The 26,340-nt window shown below is 63.9% G+C and carries 24 protein-coding genes; 13 read left to right on the top strand and 11 right to left on the bottom strand.

Going from position 1 to position 26,340, the window contains the following annotated elements:
• Window positions 1–39: 39 nt before the first annotated feature.
• From EN804_RS15465 to EN804_RS15435, 7 genes are all read right to left on the bottom strand, one after another.
• Entirely contained in the window at window positions 40–1,119 is a 1,080-nt protein-coding gene (locus tag EN804_RS15465; RefSeq protein WP_135914823.1) for an ABC transporter ATP-binding protein, read from the bottom strand.
• Window positions 1,107–2,810: an iron ABC transporter permease gene (locus EN804_RS15460; RefSeq protein ID WP_135914821.1), complete on the bottom strand. Its 1,704-nt coding sequence runs from the start codon at window positions 2,808–2,810 to the stop codon at window positions 1,107–1,109. The genes EN804_RS15465 and EN804_RS15460 overlap by 13 nt, the downstream gene beginning before the upstream one ends.
• 92 nt (window positions 2,811–2,902) lie before the next feature.
• Entirely contained in the window at window positions 2,903–3,889 is a 987-nt protein-coding gene (locus EN804_RS15455) for an ABC transporter substrate-binding protein (RefSeq protein WP_135914819.1), read from the bottom strand.
• Between the two features lie 278 nt (window positions 3,890–4,167).
• Window positions 4,168–5,499, bottom strand: a complete 1,332-nt coding sequence (locus EN804_RS15450) for a pyruvate dehydrogenase complex dihydrolipoamide acetyltransferase (RefSeq protein WP_135920125.1) — start codon at window positions 5,497–5,499, stop codon at window positions 4,168–4,170.
• Window positions 5,500–5,502: 3 nt separating this feature from the next.
• Window positions 5,503–6,501, bottom strand: coding sequence for an alpha-ketoacid dehydrogenase subunit beta (locus tag EN804_RS15445; protein ID WP_127872165.1), 999 nt, complete (start codon window positions 6,499–6,501; stop codon window positions 5,503–5,505).
• A complete protein-coding gene (locus EN804_RS15440) occupies window positions 6,501–7,529 on the bottom strand; it encodes a thiamine pyrophosphate-dependent dehydrogenase E1 component subunit alpha (RefSeq protein WP_127872008.1) in 1,029 nt (342 codons plus the stop codon). The genes EN804_RS15445 and EN804_RS15440 overlap by 1 nt, the downstream gene beginning before the upstream one ends.
• A gap of 2 nt (window positions 7,530–7,531) precedes the next feature.
• Window positions 7,532–8,860, bottom strand: a complete 1,329-nt coding sequence (locus EN804_RS15435; protein WP_127872009.1) for an NAD(P)H-dependent oxidoreductase — start codon at window positions 8,858–8,860, stop codon at window positions 7,532–7,534.
• A 302-nt stretch (window positions 8,861–9,162) separates the two neighbouring features.
• Between EN804_RS15435 and EN804_RS15430 the strand changes: the two genes are divergently transcribed.
• From EN804_RS15430 to EN804_RS15420, 4 genes are all read left to right on the top strand, one after another.
• On the top strand, window positions 9,163–10,050 hold the full coding sequence (locus EN804_RS15430) for an acyl carrier protein (protein ID WP_246693430.1): 888 nt from the start codon (window positions 9,163–9,165) through the stop codon (window positions 10,048–10,050).
• Entirely contained in the window at window positions 10,047–10,217 is a 171-nt protein-coding gene (locus tag EN804_RS38000; protein WP_245512005.1) for a hypothetical protein, read from the top strand. The genes EN804_RS15430 and EN804_RS38000 overlap by 4 nt, the downstream gene beginning before the upstream one ends.
• Window positions 10,141–10,917 carry a class I adenylate-forming enzyme family protein gene (locus EN804_RS15425; protein WP_246693429.1) on the top strand — a complete coding sequence of 259 codons (777 nt, stop codon included), beginning with the start codon at window positions 10,141–10,143 and terminating at the stop codon, window positions 10,915–10,917. The genes EN804_RS38000 and EN804_RS15425 overlap by 77 nt, the downstream gene beginning before the upstream one ends.
• Before the next feature lie 171 nt (window positions 10,918–11,088).
• The gene (locus EN804_RS15420) at window positions 11,089–11,988 is read left to right on the top strand and encodes a hypothetical protein (protein WP_135920123.1); all 900 of its coding nucleotides are present in this window, start codon (window positions 11,089–11,091) and stop codon (window positions 11,986–11,988) included.
• Here EN804_RS15420 and EN804_RS15415 read toward each other — a convergent pair.
• Both EN804_RS15415 and EN804_RS15410 read right to left on the bottom strand, forming a co-directional pair.
• Window positions 11,975–12,754: a phosphodiesterase gene (locus EN804_RS15415; RefSeq protein WP_135920121.1), complete on the bottom strand. Its 780-nt coding sequence runs from the start codon at window positions 12,752–12,754 to the stop codon at window positions 11,975–11,977. The genes EN804_RS15420 and EN804_RS15415 overlap by 14 nt on opposite strands.
• 66 nt (window positions 12,755–12,820) lie before the next feature.
• Entirely contained in the window at window positions 12,821–13,609 is a 789-nt protein-coding gene (locus EN804_RS15410; RefSeq protein ID WP_135920119.1) for a 3-hydroxybutyrate dehydrogenase, read from the bottom strand.
• Between the two features lie 228 nt (window positions 13,610–13,837).
• Between EN804_RS15410 and EN804_RS15405 the strand changes: the two genes are divergently transcribed.
• The 3 genes from EN804_RS15405 (at window position 13,838) to EN804_RS15395 (ending at window position 16,814) form a co-directional block, all read left to right on the top strand.
• Window positions 13,838–14,626 carry an acetoacetate decarboxylase gene (locus tag EN804_RS15405; RefSeq protein WP_127872013.1) on the top strand — a complete coding sequence of 263 codons (789 nt, stop codon included), beginning with the start codon at window positions 13,838–13,840 and terminating at the stop codon, window positions 14,624–14,626.
• A complete protein-coding gene (locus EN804_RS15400; protein ID WP_127280248.1) occupies window positions 14,619–15,779 on the top strand; it encodes a patatin-like phospholipase family protein in 1,161 nt (386 codons plus the stop codon). Before EN804_RS15405 ends, EN804_RS15400 begins: the two co-directional genes overlap by 8 nt.
• Window positions 15,780–15,962: 183 nt before the next feature.
• A complete protein-coding gene (locus tag EN804_RS15395) occupies window positions 15,963–16,814 on the top strand; it encodes an MFS transporter (RefSeq protein WP_135863031.1) in 852 nt (283 codons plus the stop codon).
• Between the two features lie 159 nt (window positions 16,815–16,973).
• On the opposite strand, the gene EN804_RS15390 is transcribed toward EN804_RS15395, so the two are convergent.
• Complete coding sequence (locus EN804_RS15390; protein ID WP_135920117.1) at window positions 16,974–18,584, bottom strand: inorganic phosphate transporter; 1,611 nt, start codon at window positions 18,582–18,584, stop codon at window positions 16,974–16,976.
• Window positions 18,585–18,691: 107 nt separating this feature from the next.
• Entirely contained in the window at window positions 18,692–19,906 is a 1,215-nt protein-coding gene (locus EN804_RS15385) for an ROK family transcriptional regulator (RefSeq protein ID WP_135920114.1), read from the bottom strand.
• Between the two features lie 217 nt (window positions 19,907–20,123).
• Here EN804_RS15385 and EN804_RS15380 point away from each other — a divergent pair, with 217 nt between their 5' ends.
• From EN804_RS15380 to ugpC, 6 genes are all read left to right on the top strand, one after another.
• Entirely contained in the window at window positions 20,124–21,362 is a 1,239-nt protein-coding gene (locus tag EN804_RS15380) for an extracellular solute-binding protein (protein WP_135920113.1), read from the top strand.
• A 187-nt stretch (window positions 21,363–21,549) separates the two neighbouring features.
• Complete coding sequence (locus EN804_RS15375) at window positions 21,550–22,434, top strand: sugar ABC transporter permease (protein ID WP_135920111.1); 885 nt, start codon at window positions 21,550–21,552, stop codon at window positions 22,432–22,434.
• Complete coding sequence (locus EN804_RS15370; protein ID WP_135920109.1) at window positions 22,434–23,279, top strand: carbohydrate ABC transporter permease; 846 nt, start codon at window positions 22,434–22,436, stop codon at window positions 23,277–23,279. Before EN804_RS15375 ends, EN804_RS15370 begins: the two co-directional genes overlap by 1 nt.
• Window positions 23,276–24,298, top strand: coding sequence for an SIS domain-containing protein (locus EN804_RS15365; protein WP_135920107.1), 1,023 nt, complete (start codon window positions 23,276–23,278; stop codon window positions 24,296–24,298). Before EN804_RS15370 ends, EN804_RS15365 begins: the two co-directional genes overlap by 4 nt.
• Window positions 24,298–25,236, top strand: a complete 939-nt coding sequence (locus EN804_RS15360) for a PfkB family carbohydrate kinase (protein WP_135920105.1) — start codon at window positions 24,298–24,300, stop codon at window positions 25,234–25,236. Before EN804_RS15365 ends, EN804_RS15360 begins: the two co-directional genes overlap by 1 nt.
• A complete protein-coding gene (gene ugpC, locus EN804_RS15355; RefSeq protein ID WP_135920103.1) occupies window positions 25,223–26,332 on the top strand; it encodes a sn-glycerol-3-phosphate ABC transporter ATP-binding protein UgpC in 1,110 nt (369 codons plus the stop codon). The genes EN804_RS15360 and ugpC overlap by 14 nt, the downstream gene beginning before the upstream one ends.
• Window positions 26,333–26,340 lie beyond the last annotated feature (8 nt).

Here is a 26,340-nt window from a genome sequence, read left to right as displayed (position 1 = left end):
GGCCTGCGTTACGAGTCGCGACTCACCCCGCCGAGCAAGTCATGCGGCGGCTCCCGGGGCAGGGATCAGCCAGCCGGATCTTATGCGCAGCCGGACCTGCGCACCGTTCTCCAGCACGACCGGATCGGGCTGCTCGAAACGCAAGGTCAGGTCGGGACCGGCAGCAGGCGTAAATTCTACGCGCGCGGTACCTCCCTGATAGATCGCCCGCTTGACGAGACCGTCGAAGCCCGAGGCATCGGCGGAAAGCTCGATATCAGCGGATCGGCAGCAGATCCTGGCGCCGGCGCGTGGCCGCTCGCCAGGCCGACAGCGGACCACCAGTTCGGTTCCGAGAACCCTGACCTTGCAACGGCCGCCGTCTTCGCTCGTCATCACATCCGCTGGCAGCAGGATGCCTTGCGAGATGAAGGAGGCCACCATCTCATTTGCCGGCTCATGATAGAGTTCGCGCGGCGTCGCAAGCTGCGCCAGGCGTCCGTGGTCCATCACCGCGATACGGTCGGCCAGCGCCATCGCCTCGGCCTGGTCGTGGGTGATGTAGACGATAGTCGTGCCCGTGCGCTTGTGAAAGGCGGCGAACTCGTCCTCCATCGAGGCTCTCAGATGCACGTCGAGATTGGCGAGCGGCTCGTCGAACAGCACCAGCGACGGCGCGGCGACAAGGCAACGTGCGAGCGCCACGCGCTGGCGCTGGCCGCCGGAAAGATTGGCGGGCCAGCGCTCACCCAGCCCTTGCAGATTGACCAAGGCAAGCGCGTCTTCGACCTTCTGGCGCGCAACCGCCTTGTCGAGCCTGGCAACCTTCAGCGAATAGCCGACATTCTCGGCGACGCTCATATGCGGCCACAGCGCATAGTTCTGGAAGACGATGCCGACACGCCGCTTTTCCGGAGCGACGCTGCCGCCCTTGCCCGACACGACCTCGCCGCCGATGCGGATTTCGCCCGAAGTCACTTTCTCGAAACCGGCGACCAGCCGCAGCAACGTCGTCTTGCCACAGCCGGAAGGTCCGAGCACCGCCAGGAACTCGCCGTCAGCGACATCGATCGAGACATCCTTCACGGCATCGAAATCGGTGAAGCTCTTGGTCACATGGTCCAGGGTCAGTCGCGCCATGGCAGAACTCCGCTCGGAAGATGAGGGGCAAGCAGGTGGGTCACCAGCATCAGCGCGAAGGTGACCGCGACCGTGATGACGGACATCGCCGCCGCGTAGTTGGAATCACCGCCCTGCTCGAAGGAAAACATCACCACGCCGATCGTTTCGGCCCCCGATGACCACAGCAGCGCCGAGACGGTGAGTTCGCTGAGCGCCGTCATGAAGATCAGGAGGCCGCCGGCGATCGCCGCCGGTGCGACGAGCGGAAAGATGATGGTGCGCATACGCGTGAACAGGCCGGCGCCCGCCACCTGTGCGGCCTCCTCCAGCGCCCGGTCGATCTGATGATAGCCGCTGATGGTCGGCCGCAGCGCCAGCACCAGGAAGCGGGCGAGATAGGCGTAGAGGATAATCCAGACGGTGTTGTAGAGCTGGATGCCGGTCAGCGGGATCGGCCTGAGAAACAACAGCAGCGAGGCGATCGCCAGCACCACGCCGGGCAAGGCATAGGGCAGTTCGACCGACAGGTTGAGCAGCCGCACCCAGCGCTGCTTGCCCCAGGCGATGAGATAGCCGACAGGCACGGCAACGATAACCGCGAAGAAAGCAGCCACGATCGACAGCCAGAAACTGTTGAAGAAGGCGCGATTGGCGGCATCATGCTCGAACAGCACGAAACGGTAATTGTCGAGCGTCGCCGTTTTGGCGGTGAGCGCGATGCCGTAGCCCGGCACCAGCGAGGTCAGCACCAGCCCGAACAGCGGCAGGACCAGCACCAGCAGGATGAGCAGCCACATGCCGGCCTGGACGACCGGCCGCCAGCGGCCGAGCTCATAAGGTTCGGACGGCAGCGATGTCGAGGAAATACGGTAGTCGCGGCGACGGCTCATCCCCTCCTGGGCGAGGATGCCGGCCATGGCGATGATGCCGATCAGCACCGACAGAAACGCGGTCTCGCCGAGCACCGCCGGACCGCCGCCGGCCAGCTTCTGATAGATGAGCGTCGGCAGCACGAGATAGTTGGCGGGAATGCCGAGAAACGCCGGAATGCCGAAATTGCCGACACAGGAGACGAAGGCAAGTGCGGCCGCCGCCATGATCGACGGCGTCATCAAGGGCAGCACGATGGTGACCAGTACGGTGAACCAGTTCGCGCCGCCGGCGCGCGCCGCCTCGACCAGTTCGCGCGGCAGCTTGCGCAGGCCGGCACGCACCAGCAGGAAGACCAGCGGGCCGTATTGGACGCCAAGCAGCAGGATGATGCCCGAGGTCGAATAGAGCAGGTTCTTCGTGCCGAGCGGCGGCGCCGCCCCGAACAATTTTAGGAACGGGCTCGCCGGGCCGAACAGTTGCAGCCAGGCCAGCGCCGTCACCTGCGGCGCGATCAGCAGCGGCATGACGTAGCAGAGCACCAGGGCGCTTCGGCCACGTATGTCGGTCAGCGAGACCAGCACGGCCACCAGCGTCCCCGACAGCACAGCCAGAAGAGTGCCGCCAATGCCGACGACCAGCGTGTGCCAGGTCGCGATCCAGGTTGCCGGGCTTCTCAGCCCGGCCTCCACGGCCACGGTCGTCAAGACGCCGCCGGGTGCCGCGATCTCCTTGACGAGGCGCAGCATGGGCAGCAGCGAAAGCAGCACAATGACGACGGCAACCGCCGCCGTCAGGGCCATTTCCTGGCCCCGGCTTTCCCTGATTCGTGCCGACATGATTGGTTTCCTGGGATCGGTCGATCGATTCGATCACGTTTCGCCGGAACCGGCGAGATGCCGTGGAAACGGCATCTCGCCTGACTGTCGGCTCAGCCGCCGAACAGTTCCGAGAACTTTGCCTTGTCGGCGTCAGTCTTGGCAACAATGGCCTTGGTGTCGAACGGCATCACCTTGATTTTGACGCCTTCCGGCAGCCAGTCGGGACGGCCGACCGAGGCGCGCGCCGGCAGATAGCCCATCGACAGCGCCAGCTTCTGGCCTTCATCGGACAAAATGAAGTCGACGAATTTTTTCGCGCCATCGACGTTCTTGGCGGTCTTCATGATGGCGACCGGCTCGGTCACGGCAGGCACGCCTTCGCTGGGGAAAACGAACTCGACCGGCGAGCCCTTCTTCTTGGCGTTCATCGCCATGAAGTCGACGAGGATGCCATAGGGCTTCTCGCCCGATGCCACCGACTTCAGCACCGCGCCGTTGCCGCGCACGCTGACGGTGCTGTTGGTCTTCAGCTTCTGGAAGAAATCCCAGCCATAGTTAGCGTCGCCGACAAAGCCCGAAAGCAGGTAGGCGGCAGCGCCCGAATAGAGCGGGCTCGGCATGACCAGGCCGTCGGCATAGGCCGGCTTGGCAAGGTCTGCCCAATGCTCCGGCTTTTGCGCGGCCGCGGTGTTGTAGACGATGCCGGTGGTGATCAGCTTGCTGCCGAAATAGGTCTTGTCGGCGTCATAGGCATCCGCATCGATACCGTCGAGCTTGGCCCCGGGATAGGCCATCAACCGGTCATCCTTCTTCAGCAACTCCATCGAGACCGCGTCGGCGATCAGGAGCACGTCGGGCTGCGGGCTGCCCGCGGCGAATTCGGCCGCCATCTTGGTCAGGATGTCGCTGGTTCCCGAGCGATAGATGGTAACGTCGATGCCGGGCTGCGCCTTCTTGAAGGCATCCACGGTCTTGGCCGCGTCCGCCTCGGGTTGGGATGTGTAGAGCGTCAGCGTTTCGGCATTTGCCACGCCGGCAAACAAAGTTGCGGCGAGCGCCAGCTGGCTGGCCAGCAGCTTGATGAATAGCGTCTTCATGAGACCTCCTGATCCTGTCTGTGCATGAGCGGACCGGCATCCTGGCCGGTTTCCATATTCTCCCTGCACGGCCCATATGACTGGTGGATGACACTGAGTGTCAGCGTCCGGATCAGATCGCATTCATCAGGAAAGAGAGGCTGTCTGGCAGCCTCGAGTGGGGCCGGGAAGGCCTCGGGCACATCGCAACGAACAGCCTCAACGGAGCGGGAGGCGGGCTCCTGCTGTCAACCCGCTTTCCGCTGCCGGCATACTCCGAAGGCAGCGCGGAAAACCGTTCAGACCAGCATGCCCATCGGGTTCTCGATCAAGGTCTTGAAGGCGACCAAGAGTTCCGCCCCCAGCGCACCGTCAACCGCACGATGGTCGGTCGACAGCGTCACCGACATCACGGTGGCGATCTTGATCTCGCCGTTCTTGACCACCGGCCGCTCCTCGCCGGCGCCGACCGCCAGGATCGTCGCGTGCGGCGGGTTGATGACGGCGGCAAAGTCCTTGATGCCGAACATGCCGAGATTGGACACCGCCGTGGTGCCGCCCTGATATTCCTCCGGCTTCAGCTTGCGGCTACGGGCACGGCTCGCGAGATCCTTCATCTCGTTGGAAATGACCGACAGCGTCTTTTCATCCGCATGCCGAATGATCGGCGTGATCAGGCCGCCGGGGATCGAGACTGCGACGCCGACATCGGCATGCTTGTGCTTGACCATGGCGCTTTCGGTCCACGAGGCATTGGCGTCCGGCACCGCCTTCAGCGCCATGGCCATCGCCTTGATCACCATGTCGTTGACCGACAGCTTGTAGGCAGGCGCCTCACCCTTGTCGGTCTTCTTCACCGGTGCCGCCGCATTGAGCTGCGTGCGCAGCGAAAGCAGCGCGTCGAGCTCGCAGTCGAGCGTCAGGTAGAAATGCGGGATGGTGGTCTTGGCCTCGACCAGGCGCCGCGCAATGGTCTTGCGCATATTGTCGTGCGGGACGAGTTCGTAAGAGCCTTGCTCGAACAGCTTCAGCACCTGATCGTCCGACATTGCCTTAACAGCTGGAGCAGATGCGGCAGGAGCTTCGGGAGCGACCGCCGGAGCCTCCCTGGCGCCGCCCTTGGCAATCGCCGCATCGATGTCCGCCTTGACCACACGGCCATGCGGGCCGGTGCCTGATATGGCTGAAAGGATGAGACCCGCCTCGCGCGCCAAGCGGCGAGCCAACGGTGTCGCGCGTGCGCCCGACGGCGATTGGCCGATCTCCCCCCTTGTGGGGGAGATGCCCGGCAGGGCGGAGGGGGGCGCCTCGCTCCCGGCAGTTGAAAGGACATCGTGCTTCGTCGCGAGGGGGGAGACTGGCGCCGCGTCCTGCTTGGTCCCATAAGCCTCGCCGTCGGCATAGATCCAGGCGACCGGCGCGCCGACCGGAATATCGACGCCTTCCTTGCCGGTCACGTCGCGAAGCACGCCACTGGCAGGCGCATCGATCTCCATCGCGGCCTTGTCGGTCTCGATCTCGAACAGCACGTCGCCCTTCTTGACCTGAGCGCCTTCCTCGGCGAACCAGCGCGAAATCTGTCCGGTCGCCATGTCCATGTCGACCTTGGGAAGAATGACTTCGGTCGGCATGTCTCAGCGAACCCCTTTCACGAGGTCGCGCGCGGCGATGATGATGTCGGGAACCTGCGGCACCGTGGCCTTTTCCAGCTCCGGATTGTAGGGGATCGGCGTTTCCGCGCCGCCCAGTCGCACGATCGGCGCATCGAGATAATCGAACGCCTCGCTCTCGGCGATCATGGCGCTGACCTCGGCGCCGATGCCCAGCGTCTTGACGGCTTCGTAGACGCACATCAGCCGCGACGTCTTCTTAACGCTGTCGATGACGGTCTGCTTGTCCATCGGCCGGATGGTCCGGAGGTCGACGACTTCGACGTCGATGCCTTCGGCCTCCAGCGTGGCGGCGGCGTCAAGCGCCTTCTGCACCATGATCGAGGTGGCGACGATGGTGAGGTCGCGGCCCTCGCGGCGGATGTCGGCCTTGCCGATCGGCACGGTGTAATAGCCTTCCGGCACCAGCCCCTTCATCTTGTAGAGCAGCTTGTGCTCGAAGATCATGACCGGATCGGGATCGGCGACAGCAGCCAGAAGCATGCCCTTGGCATCATAGGGTGTCGCCGGCTGGATGACCTTCAGTCCCGGCACATGGCCGAGCCAGGCTTCCAGGCTCTGGCTGTGCTGCGCGGCGGCCCCCGTGCCGGAGCCGGCAGGGAAGCGCATGACGACAGGCACTGAAACCTCGCCGCCCAGCATGAAGCGCATCTTGGCGGCCTGGTTGACGATCTGCTCCATGGCGAGCGTGGCGAAATCCGAAAACTGGAATTCGAAGATCGGCCGCATGCCGGTGACGGCAGCGCCGACTGCGACGCCAGCACCACCCAGTTCCGAGATTGGCGTGTCCAGCACCCGGTCCGCGCCGTAACGATCGACCAGGTCGCCAGTGACCTGGAAGGCGCCGCCATAGACGCCGATATCCTCGCCCATCAGGAAGACGCGCTCGTCCATGTCCATGGCGATCGCCATAGCTTCCTGGATCGCCTGGGCGTAGCTCAGTTCACGCACCATCGCGTCCATCACGCCTGCTCCGTATACACGTAATTTCCGGTCTCGCTGACGTCGGGCGAGGGGCTCGCCTTGGCGAACTCGATGCCGTTGGCGATCTCTTGCGCCACCGCGTCGCGGATGGCTTCGATGCCCTTGTCGTCGATGAAACCGAATTCCCGCAACTCGTTCTCGAACAGCGTGATCGGGTCGCGGTTCGACATCCAGTCCTCGATCTCTTCCTTGGTGCGGTAGCGGTTGCGGTCGCTCTTGGAGTGACCGCGATGGCGGTAGGTCTTGGACTCGATCAGCGTCGGCCCCTCGCCCGCGCGTGCCCGCTCGACCGCCTTGTACGAAGCCTCGGCGACCTCGGAGAAGATGTTGCCGTTGACGATGACGCCAGGCATCGAATAGGCGGCGGCACGGTCGGCGATGTTCTTGACCGCGGTCGACCGGGCCGTCGATGTCGACATGCCGTAGCCATTGTTCTCGCAGACGAAAATGACAGGCAGCTTCCAGATCGCCGCCATGTTGAGCGCCTCGTGGAAGGCGCCCTCATTGTTGGCGCCGTCGCCGAAGAAGGAGACGACCACCTTGCCGGTCTTCATCATCTTGGAGGACAGCGCGGCGCCAACCGCGATCGGAATGCCGCCGCCGACAATGCCGTTGGCGCCGAGATTGCCCTTGGCGACATCGGCGATGTGCATCGAACCGCCGCGGCCCTTGCAGTAGCCCGTGGTCTTGCCGAAGAACTCGGCGAACATGCGCTTCACTTCCGCGCCCTTGGCGATGCAATGGCCATGGCCTCGATGCGTCGAGGTGATCTGGTCATCCTCGCCAAGCGGCATGCAGATGCCCATGGCGCTGGCCTCCTGGCCGATCGATAGATGCATGGTGCCGTGGATGAGGCCGCGCGTGTAGCTTTCCTCCGCGCCCTCTTCAAAGCGGCGGATGAGGTACATCTTGTAGAGCACCTGCTTCAACTGCTCGGCGCTGTACTGGCGATAGACGAAAGGCAGGTTGGCGCGGCTGTCCGCGACGGCTTTGCTGGCTCCGGCCATGATCACGCCTCCACGGTTCCGTAGACGAGCTTGTCCTGGCGGGCGCGCAGTTCGGCGATCTTGGAGCCCGGAGCCGGGGTGGCATTGGCGTAGGTGATCAACTCACCCTTCTTGATCGGCGCCGTCACCGAACCGCCCTGCAGCAGGCCGCAGGGAATGGCCCTGACGGCATGCGCTTCCGGCGCTGTCATGATCCAGGCGCGATAGCAATATTCGCCGATCGCATCGAGCTTCTCGCCTGGCTGCATGTCCTTCTTGGCAACCGCAGCCACTTCGGCCACCGGCTTGTCCAGCGGCACCATGTCGGCCTTCCCGTAGAGCACGACGCGGGCGCAGGTCAGAGGCACTTCGAGCGAGGTCAGGTGATAGGGGCGGTGGAAGGTGAAGTACGGGCCCTTGCCCATCTTCAGGTCTTCCATGCGCTCCGAGATGCGCGGGTGGGACATGTCGGCGACGACGAAGACGCCCGGCGCGACGCCCTTGCCGATCGAATAGTCGACGACGCCGACCCTGGACAGGACGCCGCCATCCTTCTGCGGCACCAGGACCTTGTTCAACTCGCCAAGCGTCGCCGCAGGGCCATGCATGCCAGCCTTGTCCGGCACCAGTCCGGTGGCATTGGCGATCGCCGCCATCTCGACCATGGTCTTCGAGCCGTCGACGAACTCGACCAGCATGCGCACGTTCATGTGCCGGCGCCTGGCCTCTTCCTCATAGGCGGGCGGCGTGGCGTCGATGTTGAGCGGATTGTTCTTGCCCTTGCCGGCGGCGACGATCGGATGGCCCATCGCCGAGACGAATTCGATCAGCTCCATGCAGGAGGACGGCTCGTCGCCGGCGCCCAGCGAATAGGTGACGCCGAGCCGGTCGGCTTCGCTCTTCAGATAGGCGCCGATGGTGACGTCGGCCTCGACATTCATCATCACCAGATGCTTGCCATGCTCCATGGCGCGCAAACCGATCTCGGCGCCGACGGCGGGAACGCCGGTGGCATCGATGACGACGTCGATAAGATCATTGTTGATGACCAGGCTGGCGTCATTGGTGACCGCCACCTTGCCGGCTTCCATGGCAGCCGTCATCGCCGAAGCGTTCGACACTTCGCGCGCATGGCCGGTTTCCTGGAAGGCAATGTCCACCGCCTTGCTGGCGGCAGGCAGGTTCAGCTCGGAGATCGCGCCGATCTCGATGCCCGACATGTGGGCGACACGGGTGACGATGTCGGTTCCCATCTCGCCCGACCCGATCAGGCCGATGCGGATCGGCTTGCCCGATTTGCCGCGTTCCTCGAGATCGCGAGCAAGGCCCGTCAACGAAACATTGGAAGCCATACCGCTCATTCCTCCCATAATGCAGGCTTGTTCAATTGCCTGACGGGTATTGAACATCTGTATTTCTGTCAAGACTAATGTCCAAAATCTGCGTGTTTTTGCAGCACTTTCACAATGCGTCCAGCACAGCAGAAAAAGCCGGTGGAGAGCCGGCAAACCGCGTAATTCCACATTGCCGTGACGAGACTGCACGCAATGGCGGCGCGCGTGCGTCCCGTCCCATGGCGCACAGGATACTTGTTAGGAGCCGTTACCCTGCGTAAAAGCGTTGGCAGTGAACATGCATCGGTTAGGGGCTTCCGATGAACGTGCAACAACGGGTTGGACCTGTGGCAGTGCCAGGCGATGGCCCGGCCCATGCGATTGCCGGCATCTTCGCCACGGAGTTGGGCGTACCGGCAGTCGGCTTCGACGACAATTTCTTCGATCTCGGCGGCGATTCGCTGATGGCGGAGACTTTGGCGCTTGCCGTGCAGAAGCGGTTCGGCGTCAAATTGCAGACCTCGGTCCTGCTCGAAGCCCAGACACCGCGCGAATTCGGCCGCTTGATCGCGTCGCTGGTACCGGAGCATCCGGCCCGCGAACTGATCGTGCCGGTGTCCGGCAGCGTTGGCCAGGAGCCGATCGCGATGATCCACGGCATCACCGGCTCGGCCTTGTTCGCCAATCGCTTCAGCAGGCGTCTGAAAGACAAATACGCGATCATGGCCGTGCGCGGCATGGGCACGGAACCCGGCGAGACGCCCTATTCCACCATGGCCGAAATTGGCACCAACTATTTTGAAGCCCTGACCTCGGTGACCGGCAGGCATCCCGAGATCATCGGTGGCATATGCGTGGGTGGCTTGCTGGCGATCGAGGTCGGCCGGCTGGGCCACGAGGCGACGGGCAAACGGCCGGCGATCGTGCTCATCGATCCGCCATCGCCAGGTTCGGCCTGGCTGAAACCAATGCCCGACGATCGCCTCACCGAGAGAAGGCGGCGCGATATCGCCCGCAAGGTGATCTACTGGCGCCTGTTGCGCGACACGCTGAAGACGGTCGCCTCGGACAGACACGTCTGGGGCGGCATCTGCGCAAGAAAGCCTACAAGAGCGCGCTGCTGCAGACCGCTGCCGGCTTTGTGCCCTCGTCCTATCCCTGCGACATCCTCATTCTCGCCAGTTCGGAATGGGGCGCCACGACCGTGAAGGATTACAAGGGCTGGGCCTCCGACAAGGCCAGCGTGAAGACGGTCGTCATGCCGGGCACGCACAACAAATTCCGCAAGGCCAACATGGATGCGATCGACGCGGAGATCATCACGTTCCTCTCCGCCCGGGTCGGGGCCGTACGCAAGAACCCGCATCGCCAATGAGTTTTGGCCGGCAGATACTGGAGGCCTTCGCCGCCCATGGCGACAAGGTCGCGATGGTCAGCGACCGCTCACCTATGCCCAGGCGCTGGCGCAGAGCGGGCATCTTGCCGCCAATTTCGGCGCATCGGGCATCGGGCCGGGCGACCGCGTCGGCCTTGCCATGGTCGACAACATCGACGTGGTGCTGTCCATCCTTGCCTGCTGGAAAATCGGCGCCACCCCCGTCGTTGTCGATTTTCGAACCCCCAGGAGCCAGCGTGCCAGGCAGGCCCGCGACTTCGGCCTGAAAATGGTTTTCGAAAGCCGCGCCATGCCGGGCGACGAGGCATATCCGAACGCGCTTTTCGACGCCGGCTGGAAATCGGCCTCGGCGCCAGGATTCGACGCCAACGCCGCCGCGATGGATGACGCTAGTCCGGCCTTCCTGATCTTCTCGTCCGGCACGACGGGCGATCCAGAGGCCTACACGCAGTCGCATGAGGCGCTCGCCAGGCGCATCGCGGCGCGCCGCGGCGTGGTGGAGGGAACCGCCAAGCGATTCCTGACGCCGATGGCCCTGTCATACTCGGCAATGCGCCACCAGGTCCTGGGCTATCTGCTTTACGGCGCAATACTTGCAGCAATGAAGGGAATGGCGTGCAATGCGCGAAAGATCGCAACAAACATATCAACCCCGTGCAGAACCCGGATGGCGTTTTAGCGCTACGATGTCGCGATTGATAGCGGCCGCGACCAGATCAGGTTGAAATACAGCATGCGTGTACGGACCAGCCGGTGGTCGCGAATTCTCGCGGTTCAAGACCAGGGTTGTGGGAAGATGGGCTTCGTCTTATGAGCAGGCATCCGATTTTGGAGCAATGGCGAAGTTTGCATGAGCTGGAAGCCGGCCAAGGGCCTTGTTGATCTGCTGAACCACAACTGGCCTGTCAGAAAGGTCAAGGCTTTTCGCAACGCATTGATTGAGCGTGATTTTCGCGCGCGCGGCATTCCCGAAGGCCTGAAATTCGCCGAGGAGTTGCGGCAAACCGGCTCCCAGCGCTTCTGCTTTGTCATTGCCTTCAATACGCCCTGGGTCATCGATGCGCTCACCCGCGCCTGGCATTTGTATTCCTCGGGAATGACGCTGGTCGTCGTTGACAATTCATCCGATCGATCAGCCAGGGTGCGTATTGCGGACATCTGCCGGGAGCGAAAAGTCACTTATTTCGGTTTGCCTCGGAATCGGGAAGGCCATCCCAACCGGTCGCACGGGATTTCCATGAACTGGATCTTCCACAACGTCGTTCGGCCATTGCGGCCGGAGCTTTTCGGATTTCTGGATCACGACTGCTTTCCGATCGCCCGCGTGGACATTCCCGCAATGATGGAGGGAAAAGTCGTCTACGGCTCAAAGCGCCCAGCGCAAGCGGACCCTGAAGCCTGGTTCATGTGGGCTGGGTTCTGCTTCTTCCGCTTCAGCGCCGTGCAAGGACTGGACCTGGACTTCACACCGCGTTTTGTCAGCGGAATGGACACCGGCGGCGGAAACTGGACGCTGCTGTATCGCGGGCTTGCTGAGAACGATGTTTCGGATGCACAGAAGACGGCAGCCGATCTCGACTTTGGTGGGGTAGAGGCGGACCATCGCATGCTGGGCGGCGCTTTTTTTCACATCGGCGGCGCCTCGCACAGAAAACTGGTCATGACCCGGGAGTACCGGCGGCTGATCTCGGACCATGTGTGGGAGACCCACCTCGGCGGCGGCGAAAGCCGCCTCGTCAAGGACCCTTGACCGGCTCGGGCTGGCCGGCCCCAAAATCGTGGAAATGCACCACCACTCCATCCGCGTCGATGAAGATGACGGCATAGGCTGGCGGCTCATGGCCCAGCCGCCAGCTGTCCGAAAAATCCAGTGCGCTCTGGTGGTTGGTGCTGCGCAGCGTGCTGACCGGTATGCCGCGCCAACTGCCGGCGATCAGCCTGTGAACATGGCCGGCGAAGATGTGGCCGACATTGCTGTGGCGCCGGAGAATGTCATGCAAGGCATCGGCGTCGGCGAGCCTGACCTCGTCAAGCACCGGCATGTGGATCCGGAACGGCGGGTGGTGCATGAAGAGGAAAGCCGGCCGGTCGCGCGCTTCCTGCAGCTTCTCGTCGAGCCAGTCGAGACGGGCCGCGCACAGCCTGCCCTCGACATGTCCGGCGTCCAGCGTGTCGAGCAGGATCAGGCGGCCATCGCTGCCATCGAAGACGCTCTGGACGAACCCGCGCCCGGCCGGCGCTTCCGGGAACATCTCGAGAAAAAGCGCCCTGTCGTCGTGGTTGCCGAGCATCAACCGGCAAGGCGGCACGAACCCCGCCAGCGTCTGCCTCAATGCCGCATAGGCGGCGCGCTCGCCATTATTGGTCAGGTCGCCTGATACCACCACCAGATCGGCATCGGCATGGTTCCTGCCGATATCGGCCAGGCAAGCCTCCAGCCGGGCGAGCGGATCGGAGCCATGAAGACGGCCACCCGGCGCCATCAGATGCGGATCGGAGAGCTGGATGATTTTCATGGGCCCGCGCACTGCCTTCCTGCCGCCGCCTGGCGTCGGCCTGAAGCCGGTATGTTTCGACCAGCTCTACTGTGCCGTCCAGCCACCGTCCATCGGCAAGGTCGTGCCGGTGATCTGCTTGGCCGCATCCGAACACAGGAACAATGCCAGTGCCGCAAGCTCTTCCACGGTGACGAATTCCTTGGTCGGCTGTGCGGCCAGCAGCACGTCGTGCTTGACCTGCTCCTCGGTCATGCCGCGCGCCTTCATCGTATCGGGGATCTGCTTTTCGACCAGCGGCGTCCAGACATAGCCGGGCGCGATCGCGTTCACGGTGATGCCGTTCTGGGCGACTTCCAGCGCCACCGTCTTGGTCAGGCCTGATATGCCATGCTTGGCCGAGACATAGGCCGACTTGAACGGCGAGGCGACCAGTGCGTGCGCCGAGGCCGTGTTGATGATGCGGCCCCATTTGCGGCTCCTCATGCCCGGCACCACCGCCTTGATGGCGTAGAAGGCGGCAAGCAGGTTGATGCGGATGATGGCTTCCCACTTGTCGTCGGGGAACTCCTCGATCGGCGCCACATGCTGGATGCCGGCATTGTTGACCAGGATGTCGAGGCTGCCGAACGCCGCTTCCGCGTCGTGGATCATGGCGGTGACCGCGGCGCCATCCATCATGTTCGCGTCGGAATAGCGGCACCTGACGCCGAAATCCTTCTCGATGCCGGCGCGCTCGTGCTCGATGGCAGCGGCGTCGCCCAGGCCATTGATGGTGACGTTGGCACCCTCGGCGGCAAAGGCGCGGGCGATCGCAAGGCCGATGCCGCTGGTCGAGCCGGTGACAAGCGCATTCTTCGAAGACAGGGAACCCATGGGGAGATCTCGCAAGAGGTGGGAGGGAGTGGTGCTGAGGCAGATAGTTTGTGCGGCGCAACAAGACAATGCCACGGCCATGTGTCGGCTCGATTACAGCTCCGCGACGGCCTTTGCCGGCTCCGTGAAAGGGCGTCTTGGCGATGACACGGCATTGTCATGCTGCCATGCAACATATTTGCCAGCGCATTCGCGCGGGGTCATTTTCGAACCGTTGGGGGCACCTGGATGGAAATCGCCGATGTCGTGAAGCGCGCCTATGCGATGCCGCTCACCAATCCCTCCTTCCCGCCCGGCCCTTATCGTTTCTTCGACCGCGAATACATCATCATCACCTACCGCACGACACGCGAGGCGCTTGAGGCCGTCGTGCCGGCGCCATTGGAGATCGATGAGCCGCTGGTCAAATACGAATTCATCCGCATGCCGGACTCGACCGGCTTCGGCGACTACACCGAGACCGGTCAGGTCATTCCCGTACGCCATAAGGGCCAGCACGGCGGCTATGTCCATTCCATGTATCTCGACGACGACGCGCCGATCGCCGGGGGCCGTGAGCTGTGGGGGTTTCCGAAAAAGCTCGCCAACCCCAAGATCGTCCATGAAGGCGAGGTGATCGTCGGCACGCTGCACTATGGCAGCGTTCTGTGCGCCACCGGCACGATGGGCTACAAGCATCGGGAAGCCGACCACGATTCCGTGCTCGCTTCGCTCGCCGCCCCCAATTTCCTGATCAAGATCATCCCGCATGTCGACGGCACGCCGCGCATCTGCGAACTGGTCCGCTACTACCTCACCGACATCACGCTGAAGGAAGCCTGGACCGCGCCGGCCGCGCTCGATCTGCGGCCCCATGTCATGGCCGACGTGGCGAAGCTGCCCGTGCTCGACATCGTGTCGGCGGTTCACTTCAAGGCGGACCTCACGCTCGGCCTGGGCGAAGTCGTACATGATTACCTCGCTGACCAGAGCCGATCCGCTGCCAGCGCAACCCAGCTGGAGAAAGTCAGTGCTTGAGCGTACCCGCAACAAGGCAGCAGCCGCCACCATCGAGGAAATTACGGCGCAGTATGACCGTATCGCGCTGGTCTTTCAGGGCGGCGGTGCGCTGGGCGCCTATCAGGCAGGGGTCTATCAGGCGCTGGCCGATGCCGGCTGCGAACCGAGCTGGCTATCCGGCGTCTCGATCGGCGCCATCAACGCCGCGATCATCGCCGGCAATGAACCGAGCCGCCGGTTGCAGCGGCTGGAACAGTTCTGGCAGACGATTTCCGGCCGCAAGATCTGGTCCTACACGCCCGAAGGCGACATCTACCGCGACATCCGCAACCAAACCTCGTCGTTGATGACGATGACGATGGGCCAGCCCGGTTTCTTCAAGCCGCGCAATCCCAATCCCTGGTTCCAGCTGTCGGGGGCAGAAGGCGCCACCAGCTTCTACGACACCGCCGAGTTGAAGGACACGCTGGAGAGCCTGATCGATTTCGATGTGCTGAACGACGGCAAGAAGCGGCTGAGTGTCGGCGCGGTCAATGTCAGGACCGGTAACTTCGTCTATTTCGACACCGAGAAGGTGCGGATCGCGCCGGAGCACATCATGGCCAGCGGCGCGCTGCCACCGGCCTTCCCCTCGATCCGCATCGAGGGCGAATATTACTGGGATGGCGGCATCGTCTCCAACACGCCGCTGCAATATCTGCTCGACCAGGAAGAGGACCGTTCCTCGCTGGTGTTCCAGGTCGATCTGTTCAGCGCTCGCGGCGTGCTGCCGCGCGGCATGGCCGACGTGCTGTCGCGCCACAAGGACATCATGTATTCGAGCCGCACGCGGCAGAACACCGACAATTTCGAGCGCATCCATGCGCTGAAGATGAAGCTGCTCGATGCGCTGAAGCGCGTGCCGCCGGAGCAGCTCAAGGAAGGCGAGAAGGAGCTGATCGCCGACTATTCCAACGCCGGCGTCGTCAACATCGTCCACCTGATCTATCAGCACAAGGGCTACGAGGGTCACGCCAAGGACTACGAGTTTTCAGGCACCTCGATGCGCGAGCATTGGGAGATGGGCCTCGAGGACACCGAGCGCACGCTGCGTCACAAGAAATGGCTGATGCTGCCGACCAATGCCGATGGCGTCACCATCCACGACCTGCATCGCGAAGATCCGACTTGATACTTGCACCCGCCACAAGCTGAGCAATCTCGGGAAAATGCATAGCGGTCGCTCGGCTGGAAGCCCGTAAACTGTGAAGCTCTGCTTCATAGGCCATCAACATTATCGCGGATAGCCGCTCGCGGAGAGCGGGCTTACATCTGGGCGCCAGCAGAATGCGCTGGGCTCAATGGAGTACCGCCGATGACCGCCGAAGCCGTTTCCCCTGCTGTCGTTCCATCGCGTGACGCCTGGCGCGGCCTGCTGTGGTTTGTGCCGCTCACGGCGCTGTGGCTACTCTTGATCTATCGTTGGCCGGCGATCCCGGACAGCGGCGTTCCGACCACGTTCCACCAGCTCGCGGCTCACGGGCTCGTCGCTCTGGGATTGTGGCTCGGCCTCGAACATACGAGCCTGACGCCCGGTCAACGTCGCGCGACCTGGTTGGCGATCATGATCGCGGACACGCTGTGGTTCGCCGTCGCTTGGAGCGCCGCGATCAATGGCGTCTTCCACCAGGACGCCACGGCTTTGCCAGCGTTGCCATCGGCCATCTTCCTGCCGGTGGTCATCGGCGCGCCGCTGTTGCTGTTCTCTGGGCGGATCGGGCAGGTGCTCGATGCGATGCCAGCGAGCTGGCTCGTCGCGGTTCAGCTCTACCGCGTATTCGGCAGTTGGGCTCTCGCGGCGTGGCTGCATGGTGCGCTGCCCGGCGTGTTCGCAGTGCCAGCAGGCATCGGAGACATGCTGACAGGACTGCTCGCGTTGCCGGCGGCGATCGCGGTGGCGAACGGCACAGCCGGAGGCGGGAGGGCGGCAACTCTCTGGAACGTCCTTGGCCTTGCCGATTTCGCTGTCGCGATCACCATGGGCATAATCACCTCGCCCGGCCCGTGGCAGTTGATCGTTCCGGATGTGCTGAGCATCGGCGCTGGCGATTATCCGGGTGTGCTAACCCCTGCTTTCGTGGTGCCGAGTTCAATCCTGCTGCATGTGTTGTCGCTGCGCCAGCTGCGCCGCCGTAGCCGGGCGGAAGTTGCGCGGCGGCAGGAGTGAGGCTGGAGCCGGCCAACGATTCCATCGAAAGCTGAACCGTTCGAAGCGGCGCGTTCGCTTGGGAAGGCGCACGCTCTGACTCCTCAGTGGTCTTCGCAGGATGGGCCGACAAAGAGAAACGGCGCCGCAGGTGGCGCCGTTCTTTTGAGAGTCTGGCGCTCAGAACACCTGACGGAAGACGATGAACAGCGCGAAGGCGAGCGCGATCGAGCACGGCAGGGTCAGCACCCAGGCGAGCAGCAGATTGCGCACCGTCGACCACTGCAGGCCCGAGCCGTTCGCCGCCATCGTGCCGGCGACGCCGGATGACAGAACATGGGTCGTCGACACCGGCAGACCCAGACGGTCGGCCATGCCGATGGTGACCATGGCGACGAGTTCCGCGGCAGCGCCCTGGCCGTAGGTCAGGTGGCTCTTGCCGATCTTCTCGCCGACCGTGACGACGATGCGTTTCCAGCCGACCATCGTGCCCAGGCCGAGCGCCAAGGCGACCGCGACCTTCACCCAGATCGGGATGAACTTCGTCGCGTTGTCGACGGCCTTGTGATAGTCGGTGACCGCCTTGAGATCGGCGGCCTCCATCGGCAGCAACTGCTTCTTGTCGATCAATTTCAGCGCCTCGCCGATCAGATAGATGTCGTTGCGGGCGTTGCTGACCAGATCGGTCGGCACATTATCGACCGAAGCGTAAGGCTGCAGCTCGGCCGTCGTGCTGTGGATGTAGGTCTGCAACGCAACCGTCGTCTTGTCGCTCCAGGTCCGGGTGCGCACGGCATCCTGCACCGCTGCCTTGGCATCCTTCGCATCGGCGACGGTGACACCAGGCTTCACATATTTGCCCAGCGCGGTCTCCACGCTAGCCGAAGCCGACTTGTAGGCTTCGAGATAATTGATGTCGGGCGTACGGTTCAGCGCATAGGCCGTCGGCACGACGCCGATCAGGATCAGCATGATCAGGCCCATGCCCTTCTGGCCGTCATTGGAGCCATGCGCGAAGCTGACGCCGGTGCAGGTGAAGATCAGCAGCGCCCGGATCCACCAGGGCGGCGGGGCATTGCCCTTCGGCGCCTCGTAGAGCGCCGGATTGCGGACGAGAAGCTTCATCGCATAGAGCAGGATGGCGGCGGCGAAGAAGCCGATGATCGGCGACACCAGCAAGGTCACGCCAACATTGGTCGCCTGCGACCAGTCGACGCCGCTGGTGGCGCTGCCGGCGGGTGCCATGAACTGGTTGGCGAGGCCGACGCCGATGATCGAGCCGACCATCGTGTGCGAGCTGGACGCCGGCAGGCCGAGGAACCAGGTGCCGAGGTTCCACAGGATCGCGGCCACCAGCAATGCGAACACCATGGCGAAGCCGGAGGAGGAGCCGACCTGCAGGATCAGCTCGACCGGCAGCAGCGACAGGATGCCGAAGGCAACCGCGCCGCTGGAGGTGAGAACGCCGAGAAAATTGAAGGCGCCGGACCAGATGACGGCGAATTCCGCCGGCAGCGAGCGCGTGTAGATGACGGTCGCAACCGCATTGGCGGTGTCATGGAAACCGTTGACGAATTCGAAGCCGAGCGCGATCAGCAAGGCGATGCCGAGCAGGATCCACGGCACCGTCTTGGCCACCGCCAGGTCCTGGCTCAGCGCGTAGCCAACATAGACCACGCCGACCAGCACCAGCACCCCGAAGGCCGGCAGGAACCACTTCGCGCCGCCAGAACTATCCAGCGGATGATCTGGTCTCGGAATGCCCGCCTCACTAGAAACTATGTCCACCATGTCCCACTCCTATTGCATTGCAGCAAAGAACTGGAAAAGACGCTATGTCCGGACGATGAACCCTGTGTGACGTGGGGCGAGGCTCTGCCTTCGACGCACGGTCCCTTTCAAGCGGGCCCGGAGCGTGTCTTCAGGATCGCCGAGAACAGCGGATCGAAGGCACGGCTGATCGGCGCCGCCGCCGCGCCCAGCGCGATCGACCAGGGGTCGGTGGTGCCGAGCTGCAGCCGCGGCAAGGTCCGGCTTGGCCGGTCGGCGATCGACGGCAGCAGCGGATGCATCGCCTCGACAAGCCGGCGCGCCAGCGCTTCCGGCGCGCCGCTGGTCAGGATCACTGTCTGCGGATCGAAGATGGTTTCGATCAGATGCACGCTCCAGCGCAGGTCGTGCGCCGCCCCGTCGATCCAGCGCATGATCTTCACGTCACCCGACGCGGCCAGCGCGCCGATCTTTCCGTAGAGGTCCTCGTCGGCGGGATCGAGACCGAGATGCTGGTAAAGCGAGGCCAGCGACGCGCGATGTTCGAGCGGTGTCGAGCCCGGACCGGCCGGCGACAGCAGGGCCATGCCGATTTCGCCGGCGTTGCCATGGCCGCCGCTGTACAGCTCGCCGTTGAGGATCAGTCCGGCGCCGATCCCATAGCCGACATAAAGGCACACCGCGTGGTCGACGCCATGCGCGGCACCCACGATGCGCTCCGCCGTCGCGCAGGCCGCGGCGTCGTTCTGCAGGCCGACATTCAGTCCCGTGCCCTTGGCCAGCGTGTCCAGCAGCGGAAACTTCTGCCAGGCCGGCATCATCCATTTGTCATCCGAATTCTTCAGGCCGAACGGGCCGGGCATGGCGACGCCGAGACCGACCAGGCGTTTCTCCGACTGCGAGGAGATGCCGGCCAGCTCACGCCGGACGCCATCGATCAGGCCCAGGATGACCTCGACGCCCTTTGACGGCTCGTCGAAAGGCAGGTTCGCCTCGGCGCGCGCCAGCACGCTGCCCATCAGGTCGACCGCGACCGCCCGCGTCAGGTGACGGTCGATCTGCAGGCCGATGGCGAAAGCGCCTTCAGGCACCAGCCTGTAAGGGGTCGACGGCTGGCCCCTGCCCTTGCGCACCGCATCGAGCGCCACGACCAGCCCATCGCTTTCCAGGTCCTCGATGATGTTGGAGACCGCCTGCTTGGTGAGCTGCGTCGCCCGCGCCAGATCGGCCCGCGACAGCGCGCCATTGAGACGCAACGCCTCGATCATGACGCGGCGATTATGCGCGCTGGTGCCCTCCTGGTTGGTGCCGCTCTTGGCGCGGATCGGGCTGATGTCGTCCATCGTCGTTTCCCCTCTTGACTCCATTTGAATATTGATCGACTAATTAAGTCAAGCGAGTTGACTTAATGCAAGCCGAGCACCGCAAAACAAGATGGCCAGGCTCCCAGCCTGTCGCCACTGGTCAGCCGGTACCATCAGGTCACGCGACATGGATCCGGGAAGACGATGCCAAATGCAGGCATCGCCGACTCGTCAACGCCGGAAATGGGAGAAGAAAATGCTTAAGACAATCACCAAGACACTGGTCGGCGCCGTCTTTGCCGGCGGACTGTTCGTCCCCCACGCATTCGCCGAGACGACGCTCAACGCGCTGTTCATGGCGCAGGCCGCCTACAGCGAGGCCGACGTGCGCGCCATGACGGATGCCTTCACCAAGGCCAACCCCGACGTCAAGGTCAATCTCGAATTCGTCCCCTATGAGGGCCTGCACGACAAGACCGTGCTCGCTCAGGGGTCGGGCGGCGGCTATGACGTCGTCCTGTTCGACGTCATCTGGCCGGCCGAATACGCCACCAACAAGGTGCTGGTCGATGTGTCTTCGAAGATCACCGACGACATGAAGAAGGGCGTGCTGCCGGGCGCCTGGACCACCGTCCAGTATGACGGCAAGTCCTATGGAATGCCGTGGATCCTCGACACCAAATACCTGTTCTACAACAAGGACATCCTGGAAAAGGCCGGCATCAAGACGCCGCCGAAGACCTGGGAGGAACTCGGCGCACAGGCCAAGATCATCCAGGACAAGGGCCTGCTGAAGACGCCGATCGCGTGGAGCTGGTCGCAGGCCGAGGCCGCGATCTGCGACTACACCACGCTGGTCAGCGCCTATGGCGGCGACTTCCTCAAGGACGGCAAGCCCGACTTCCAGAATGGCGGCGGCCTGCTGGCGCTGAAATACATGGTCGACAGCTACAAGTCGGGTCTCACCAATCCCAATTCCAAGGAATTCCTGGAAGAGGACGTTCGCAAGGTCTTCGAAAACGGCGACGCCGCCTTCGCGCTGAACTGGACCTACATGTACAACATGGCCAACGACCCGAAGGGCTCGAAGGTGGCCGGCAAGGTCGGCGTCGTGCCGGCGCCGGGCGTTGCCGGCACAAGCGAAGTGTCGGCCGTCAACGGCTCGATGGGCCTCGGCGTCACCGCGGTCTCCAAGCATCCGGACGAGGCCTGGAAGTACATCACCTTCATGACCTCGCAAGCCACGCAGAACCAGTACGCCAAGCTCTCTTTGCCGATCTGGGCCTCGTCCTATGACGACCCGGCCGTCACCAAGGGCCAGGAGGAGCTGATCGCCGCCGCCAAGCTCGGTCTGGCAGCCATGTATCCGCGTCCGACCACGCCGAAATACCAGGAGCTGTCGACCGCGCTGCAGCAGGCCATCCAGGAATCGCTGCTCGGCACATCTTCGCCGGAAGATGCCCTGAAGACCGCCGCGCAGAACAGCGGCCTTTGAGACAAGCTAGTCGTTCAATACGGGCGGCACTACAGCATCGCGTCCCTTATGACGCGCAAAAGACGCTGTAGCACTTTCTATCTTCCGCATGATCCTTTCCGGAAATCGGCCTCCGATTTCCGGGGTCATGCGCGAGTGCCGCCCGTGCTATGTCCGGATCACAGATGAAAGAAGAGAGGCTGCTCCGATGTCGAGCACCTGGATGACGACCCGCGCATGGCTCTTGATGCTGCCTTTGCTCGTGGTCATGGTCGCCGTCATCGGCTGGCCGCTGGTCGACACGGTCGGTCTTTCCTTCACCGACGCCAAGCTGGTCGGCACGGGCGGCGATTTTGTCGGCTTCGACAATTATTCCAACATGCTGTCGAGCTCGAATTTCTCGCGCACGCTGGTCACCACGACATTGTTCGCGGTCATCTCTGTTGCCGCCGAAATGGTGATCGGCGTTCTGGCCGCCCTTCTGCTCAATCAGGAATTTCGCGGCCGGGCCATCCTGCGCGCCCTGATGATCCTGCCCTGGGCATTGCCGACCGTGGTCAACGCCACGCTGTGGCGGCTGATCTACAATCCCGAATATGGCGCGCTCAATGCCGCGCTGACGCAACTGCATCTCATCGACGCCTACCGCTCCTGGCTCGGCGAGCCGGGAACGGCGCTGGCGGCCCTGATCGTCGCTGATTGCTGGAAGAATTTTCCGCTGGTGGCGCTGATCGCGCTCGCCGCTCTCCAAGCGGTGCCGCGCGACATCACCGCCGCCTCGCTCGTCGACGGCGCGGGACCCTTCAACCGCTTTCGCTTCGTCATCCTGCCCTATCTCGCCGGCCCGCTGATGGTGGCGCTGGTGCTGCGCACCATCGAGGCCTTCAAGGTCTTCGACATCATCTGGGTGATGACCCGCGGCGGGCCAGCAAACACCACGCGAACGCTCTCGATCCTCGTCTACCAGGAAGCCTTCTCCTTCCAGCGGGCCGGCTCGGGCGCGTCGCTGGCGCTGATCGTCACCTTGCTCGTCACGCTGCTCGCCGTCGCCTATGCGGCACTGGTGCGAAAGACCGCCGGGAGCGCCGCCTGATGGAACGCAGGAGCCCCGCCTTCACCATCTTCATTCATGCCTGCGCGCTGCTGCTCGCCGTAATCATCCTGGCGCCCATCGCCTGGCTATTCATCATGAGCATCTCGCCGGCCGCCGACCTCGCCGCCAAGCCGCTGCGCTGGTGGCCGCAAAGCGCCGACTTCTCGCGCTACCGGCAATTGCTGTCGACGGCCGAGAACAGCGCGGGCGCCGCCTTCACCTCATCGCTGCGCAACAGCCTGGAGATATCAGGCATGGCGACGCTGGCGGCACTCGCCTTAGCCATCCCCGCCGGCTGGGCGGTATCGCGAACGCCCGCGATAGGCTGGTCGCTGTCGATGGTCATCGCCACCTACATGCTGCCGCCGGTGGCGCTCGCCGTGCCGCTCTATATGGGCCTGTCGCATCTTGGCCTGCTCAACAATGTCTTCGGCCTGGCGCTGGTTTATCTCACCATATTGGCGCCGTTCACCACGTGGCTGATGAAGTCCGGCTTCGATTCCATCCCGCGTGAGATCGAGGCGGCGGCGATGATCGACGGCGCCGGCCTGTTCCAGACATTGCGCATCATCACATTGCCGCTGGCGGCACCGGTTATGGCGACATCGGCGCTGTTCGCCGTGCTGCTGGCATGGGACGAATTCTTCTACGCGCTGCTGTTCACCTCCGACCAGCGCGCCAAGACCTTGACCGTCGCCATCGCCGATTTGGCCGGCGGCCGTGTTTCCGACTACGGCCTGATCGCAACCGCCGGCGTGCTGGCGGCCTTGCCGCCGGTGCTGATCGGCCTTGTCATGCAGCGGGCGCTGATCTCGGGCCTGACCAGCGGCGGTGTGAAAGGATGATGATGACTGCAGATAAGGAACGGCCGGCCGGACTGGTCGCCATCGACCGCGAAATGACGCGCCAGCATGCGGATGCGATCGCTTCGTTCCGGCAGAACACGGCCGAGGCGAAGAAGGCCGCCGCTTCCATCAAGCGAACCGGTCGTCTGCTCCTGCTTGGCATGGGGGGCTCGCATGCTGTCGGCCGTGCCGTCGAGCCGCTCTATCGCGGGCTCGGCATCGATGCGCTGGCGCTGCCGCTGTCCGAACAGCTTGGCCAGCCGCTGCCGCTCACCGGCCGCACCGTGATCGTGACCTCGCAATCGGGCGAAAGCGCCGAGGTCGTCAGATGGTTTTCGCGGGCCGGCGGCAGCTCGGACATTTTCGGCCTGACGCTCGAAGGCGGTTCATTTCTCGCCCGCACCGCGCCTTGCCTGGTCGGCGCCGGCGGCACTGAGCTGGCTTTCGCCGCCACACGCAGCCTGACCGTGACCCTGGCCCTGCATCTGGCCATCCTGGCTGCTCTGGGTGAGGATCCGGCCCCTGCCCTTGCCATGCTCGAGGCTCCGCAGGATTGCGACGTCGCCCCCGCGCTCGCAGCACTTGGCAAGGTGGATACGATCGTCACCTCCGGCCGCCGCCTGCAAGGCGTGGCCGAAGCCCTGGCGCTTGGCCTGACCGAACTGTCGCGGCTGCCCTGCTTTTCGCTCGAAGGCGGCCAGTTGCGGCACGGGCCGATGGAGATGCTCGGCCCCAAAATCGGCGTCATACTGTTTCGCGGCAACGACCCCACGTCGGAGCTGGTGACCGCCATGGCCCTTTCAGTGATCGAGGCCGGCGCGCCGCTGGTCATTTTCGACGCGTCCGGGCAAGCGCCTGTCGCCGGTGCCGTCACGCTCTCGTTCAGACCCGATTCAGGGATGGCCGCTGTCTTCACCATGCTGCCGGTGGCGCAGCGCCTCATGATCGCCTTCGCCGACAGCCGCGTCGACAATGCCGGCACGCCCGTGCGCACCACCAAGATCACCAGGAGCGAGTGATGCGTCCGCTTGCGGTGATCGGCAACGTCAATGTCGACCTGATTGTCGGCCCGGTCGCGCCATGGCCGAAGGCGGGAACCGAGACCGTCGTCGATCATGACGAATTGCGCGTCGGCGGCCAGGCTGGCAACACCGGGCTCGCCTGGCAAGCGCTGGGCGTCGATTTCGCCATTGCCGCCAATGTCGGTGACGACCAGTTCGGCCATTGGCTTCGAGAAGCGTTCGGCGCCCGTGCCGAGAAATGGCCGGTCCGTCCCGAAGGCACGACCTTGTCGGTCGGCATGACCCATCCCGATGGCGAACGGACTTTCTTGACCACGCGCGGCCACCTGCCCCGCTTCAGCCTCGGCGATGTCTTGTCCGTTCTCGACGGCAGCGCGCTCTCCGGCGGCTACGCACTGCTCTCCGGCTCCTTCCTGACCGAGGACCTCACGCGCGACTACAACGCATTTTTCGACTGGGCCGACAGCCACGGCATATCCGTGGCGCTCGACACAGGCTGGCCGATCGATGGCTGGACCGAGGCCAATTGCGCCGCGACAAGGGCGTGGCTCTCGCGCTGCGCGCTGGCGCTGTTCAACGAAGTCGAGACGGTGACCCTGGCGGGATTGCCGAGTCCTGAGGACGCGGCGCGTGAAATCCGATCCAGCATGAGGCAAGGCGCGACCTTCGTCGTCAAGCGCGGGCCCCGGGGCGCCATCGCCATCGGCCCGGATAACACTCTTGTCCAAGCCGCCGCGCCCGATGTCCGTGTCGTCGACACGATTGGCGCAGGCGACGTCTTCAATGCCGCCTTCCTGGCCGCTTTGGCGCAGGAACAGCCGCTGTCCGCCTGCCTCCGCGCCGCGACCTATGTCGCCTCACGCGCCATTTCCACCTTGCCCCGCACCTATGGCGGGCCGATGCAGTCTGGGGAATCCATGCATGAGCGCGCTTGAAATCCGCGGCATCCGCAAAAGCTACGGCAGTGTCGAAACGCTGAAAGGCATCGACATCGCGCTGCAGAGCGGTGAATTCCTGGTGCTGCTCGGCTCGTCCGGCTGTGGAAAGTCGACGCTTCTCAACATCATCGCCGGCCTTGCCGAGGCGACCAGCGGCGATGTGCGGATCGGCGACCGCTCGATCCTCGGCGTCCATCCCAAGAACCGCGATATCGCCATGGTCTTCCAGTCCTACGCGCTCTATCCGAACCTGACCGTGCGCCGCAACATCGGCTTCGGGCTGGAGATGCGCGGCGTCGCCGCTGACGAGCGCGACAGGGCCGTGAACGAAGCGGCGAGACTGCTGCAGATCGAGGCGTTGCTCGACCGCAAGCCGAGCCAGCTTTCCGGTGGTCAGCGCCAGCGCGTCGCCATCGGCCGGGCGCTGGTGCGCAAGCCGCAGGTCTTCCTCTTCGACGAGCCGTTGTCCAATCTCGATGCCAAGCTGCGCCTGGAGATGCGCACCGAATTGAAGCGTCTGCACCAGATGCTGCAGACGACCGTCGTCTACGTTACCCACGACCAGATCGAGGCGATGACGCTGGCCAGCCGCATCGCCGTCATGCGTGACGGCAGGATCGAGCAGCTCGGCACGCCGGAAGAAATCTACAACGAGCCGGCAACACTCTATGTCGCCGGCTTCGTCGGCGCGCCGTCGATGAATATGCTGCAGGCCACCGTTACCGGCGACAAACTGGCCATTGCCGAGTCCGCTGTACGGATCTCGTTGCCGGTACGCTATGCGAACGCGGCTCGTGAAGGCGCACAAATGGTCGTCGGCATCAGGCCGGAAGCGCTTCGTGTGGCGACCGGAGCCGCCACCGACCTGTCATTGCCGGTGGAGATCGAGGTCGTCGAACTGACCGGCCCCGAACTGGTCACGACGGCCAGGATCGGCACGCAGCGGCTGACCGCTTGCCTGCCGCCGCGAGCCCAGGTCGCCAAGGGCGAAAAGCGCAGCCTCACCTTCGACGAGGCCGCGCTTCGCTTGTTCGACCCCTCGACGGGCAAAGCCCTGCCGGCGACGGGTCTCGAACGGACGGCGTCCCACTGAGACGCCGC

Source organism: Mesorhizobium sp. M8A.F.Ca.ET.161.01.1.1, assembly GCF_004792105.1.
Taxonomy (GTDB): domain Bacteria; phylum Pseudomonadota; class Alphaproteobacteria; order Rhizobiales; family Rhizobiaceae; genus Mesorhizobium.
This window is presented reverse-complemented; position numbering and strand designations above follow the sequence as displayed.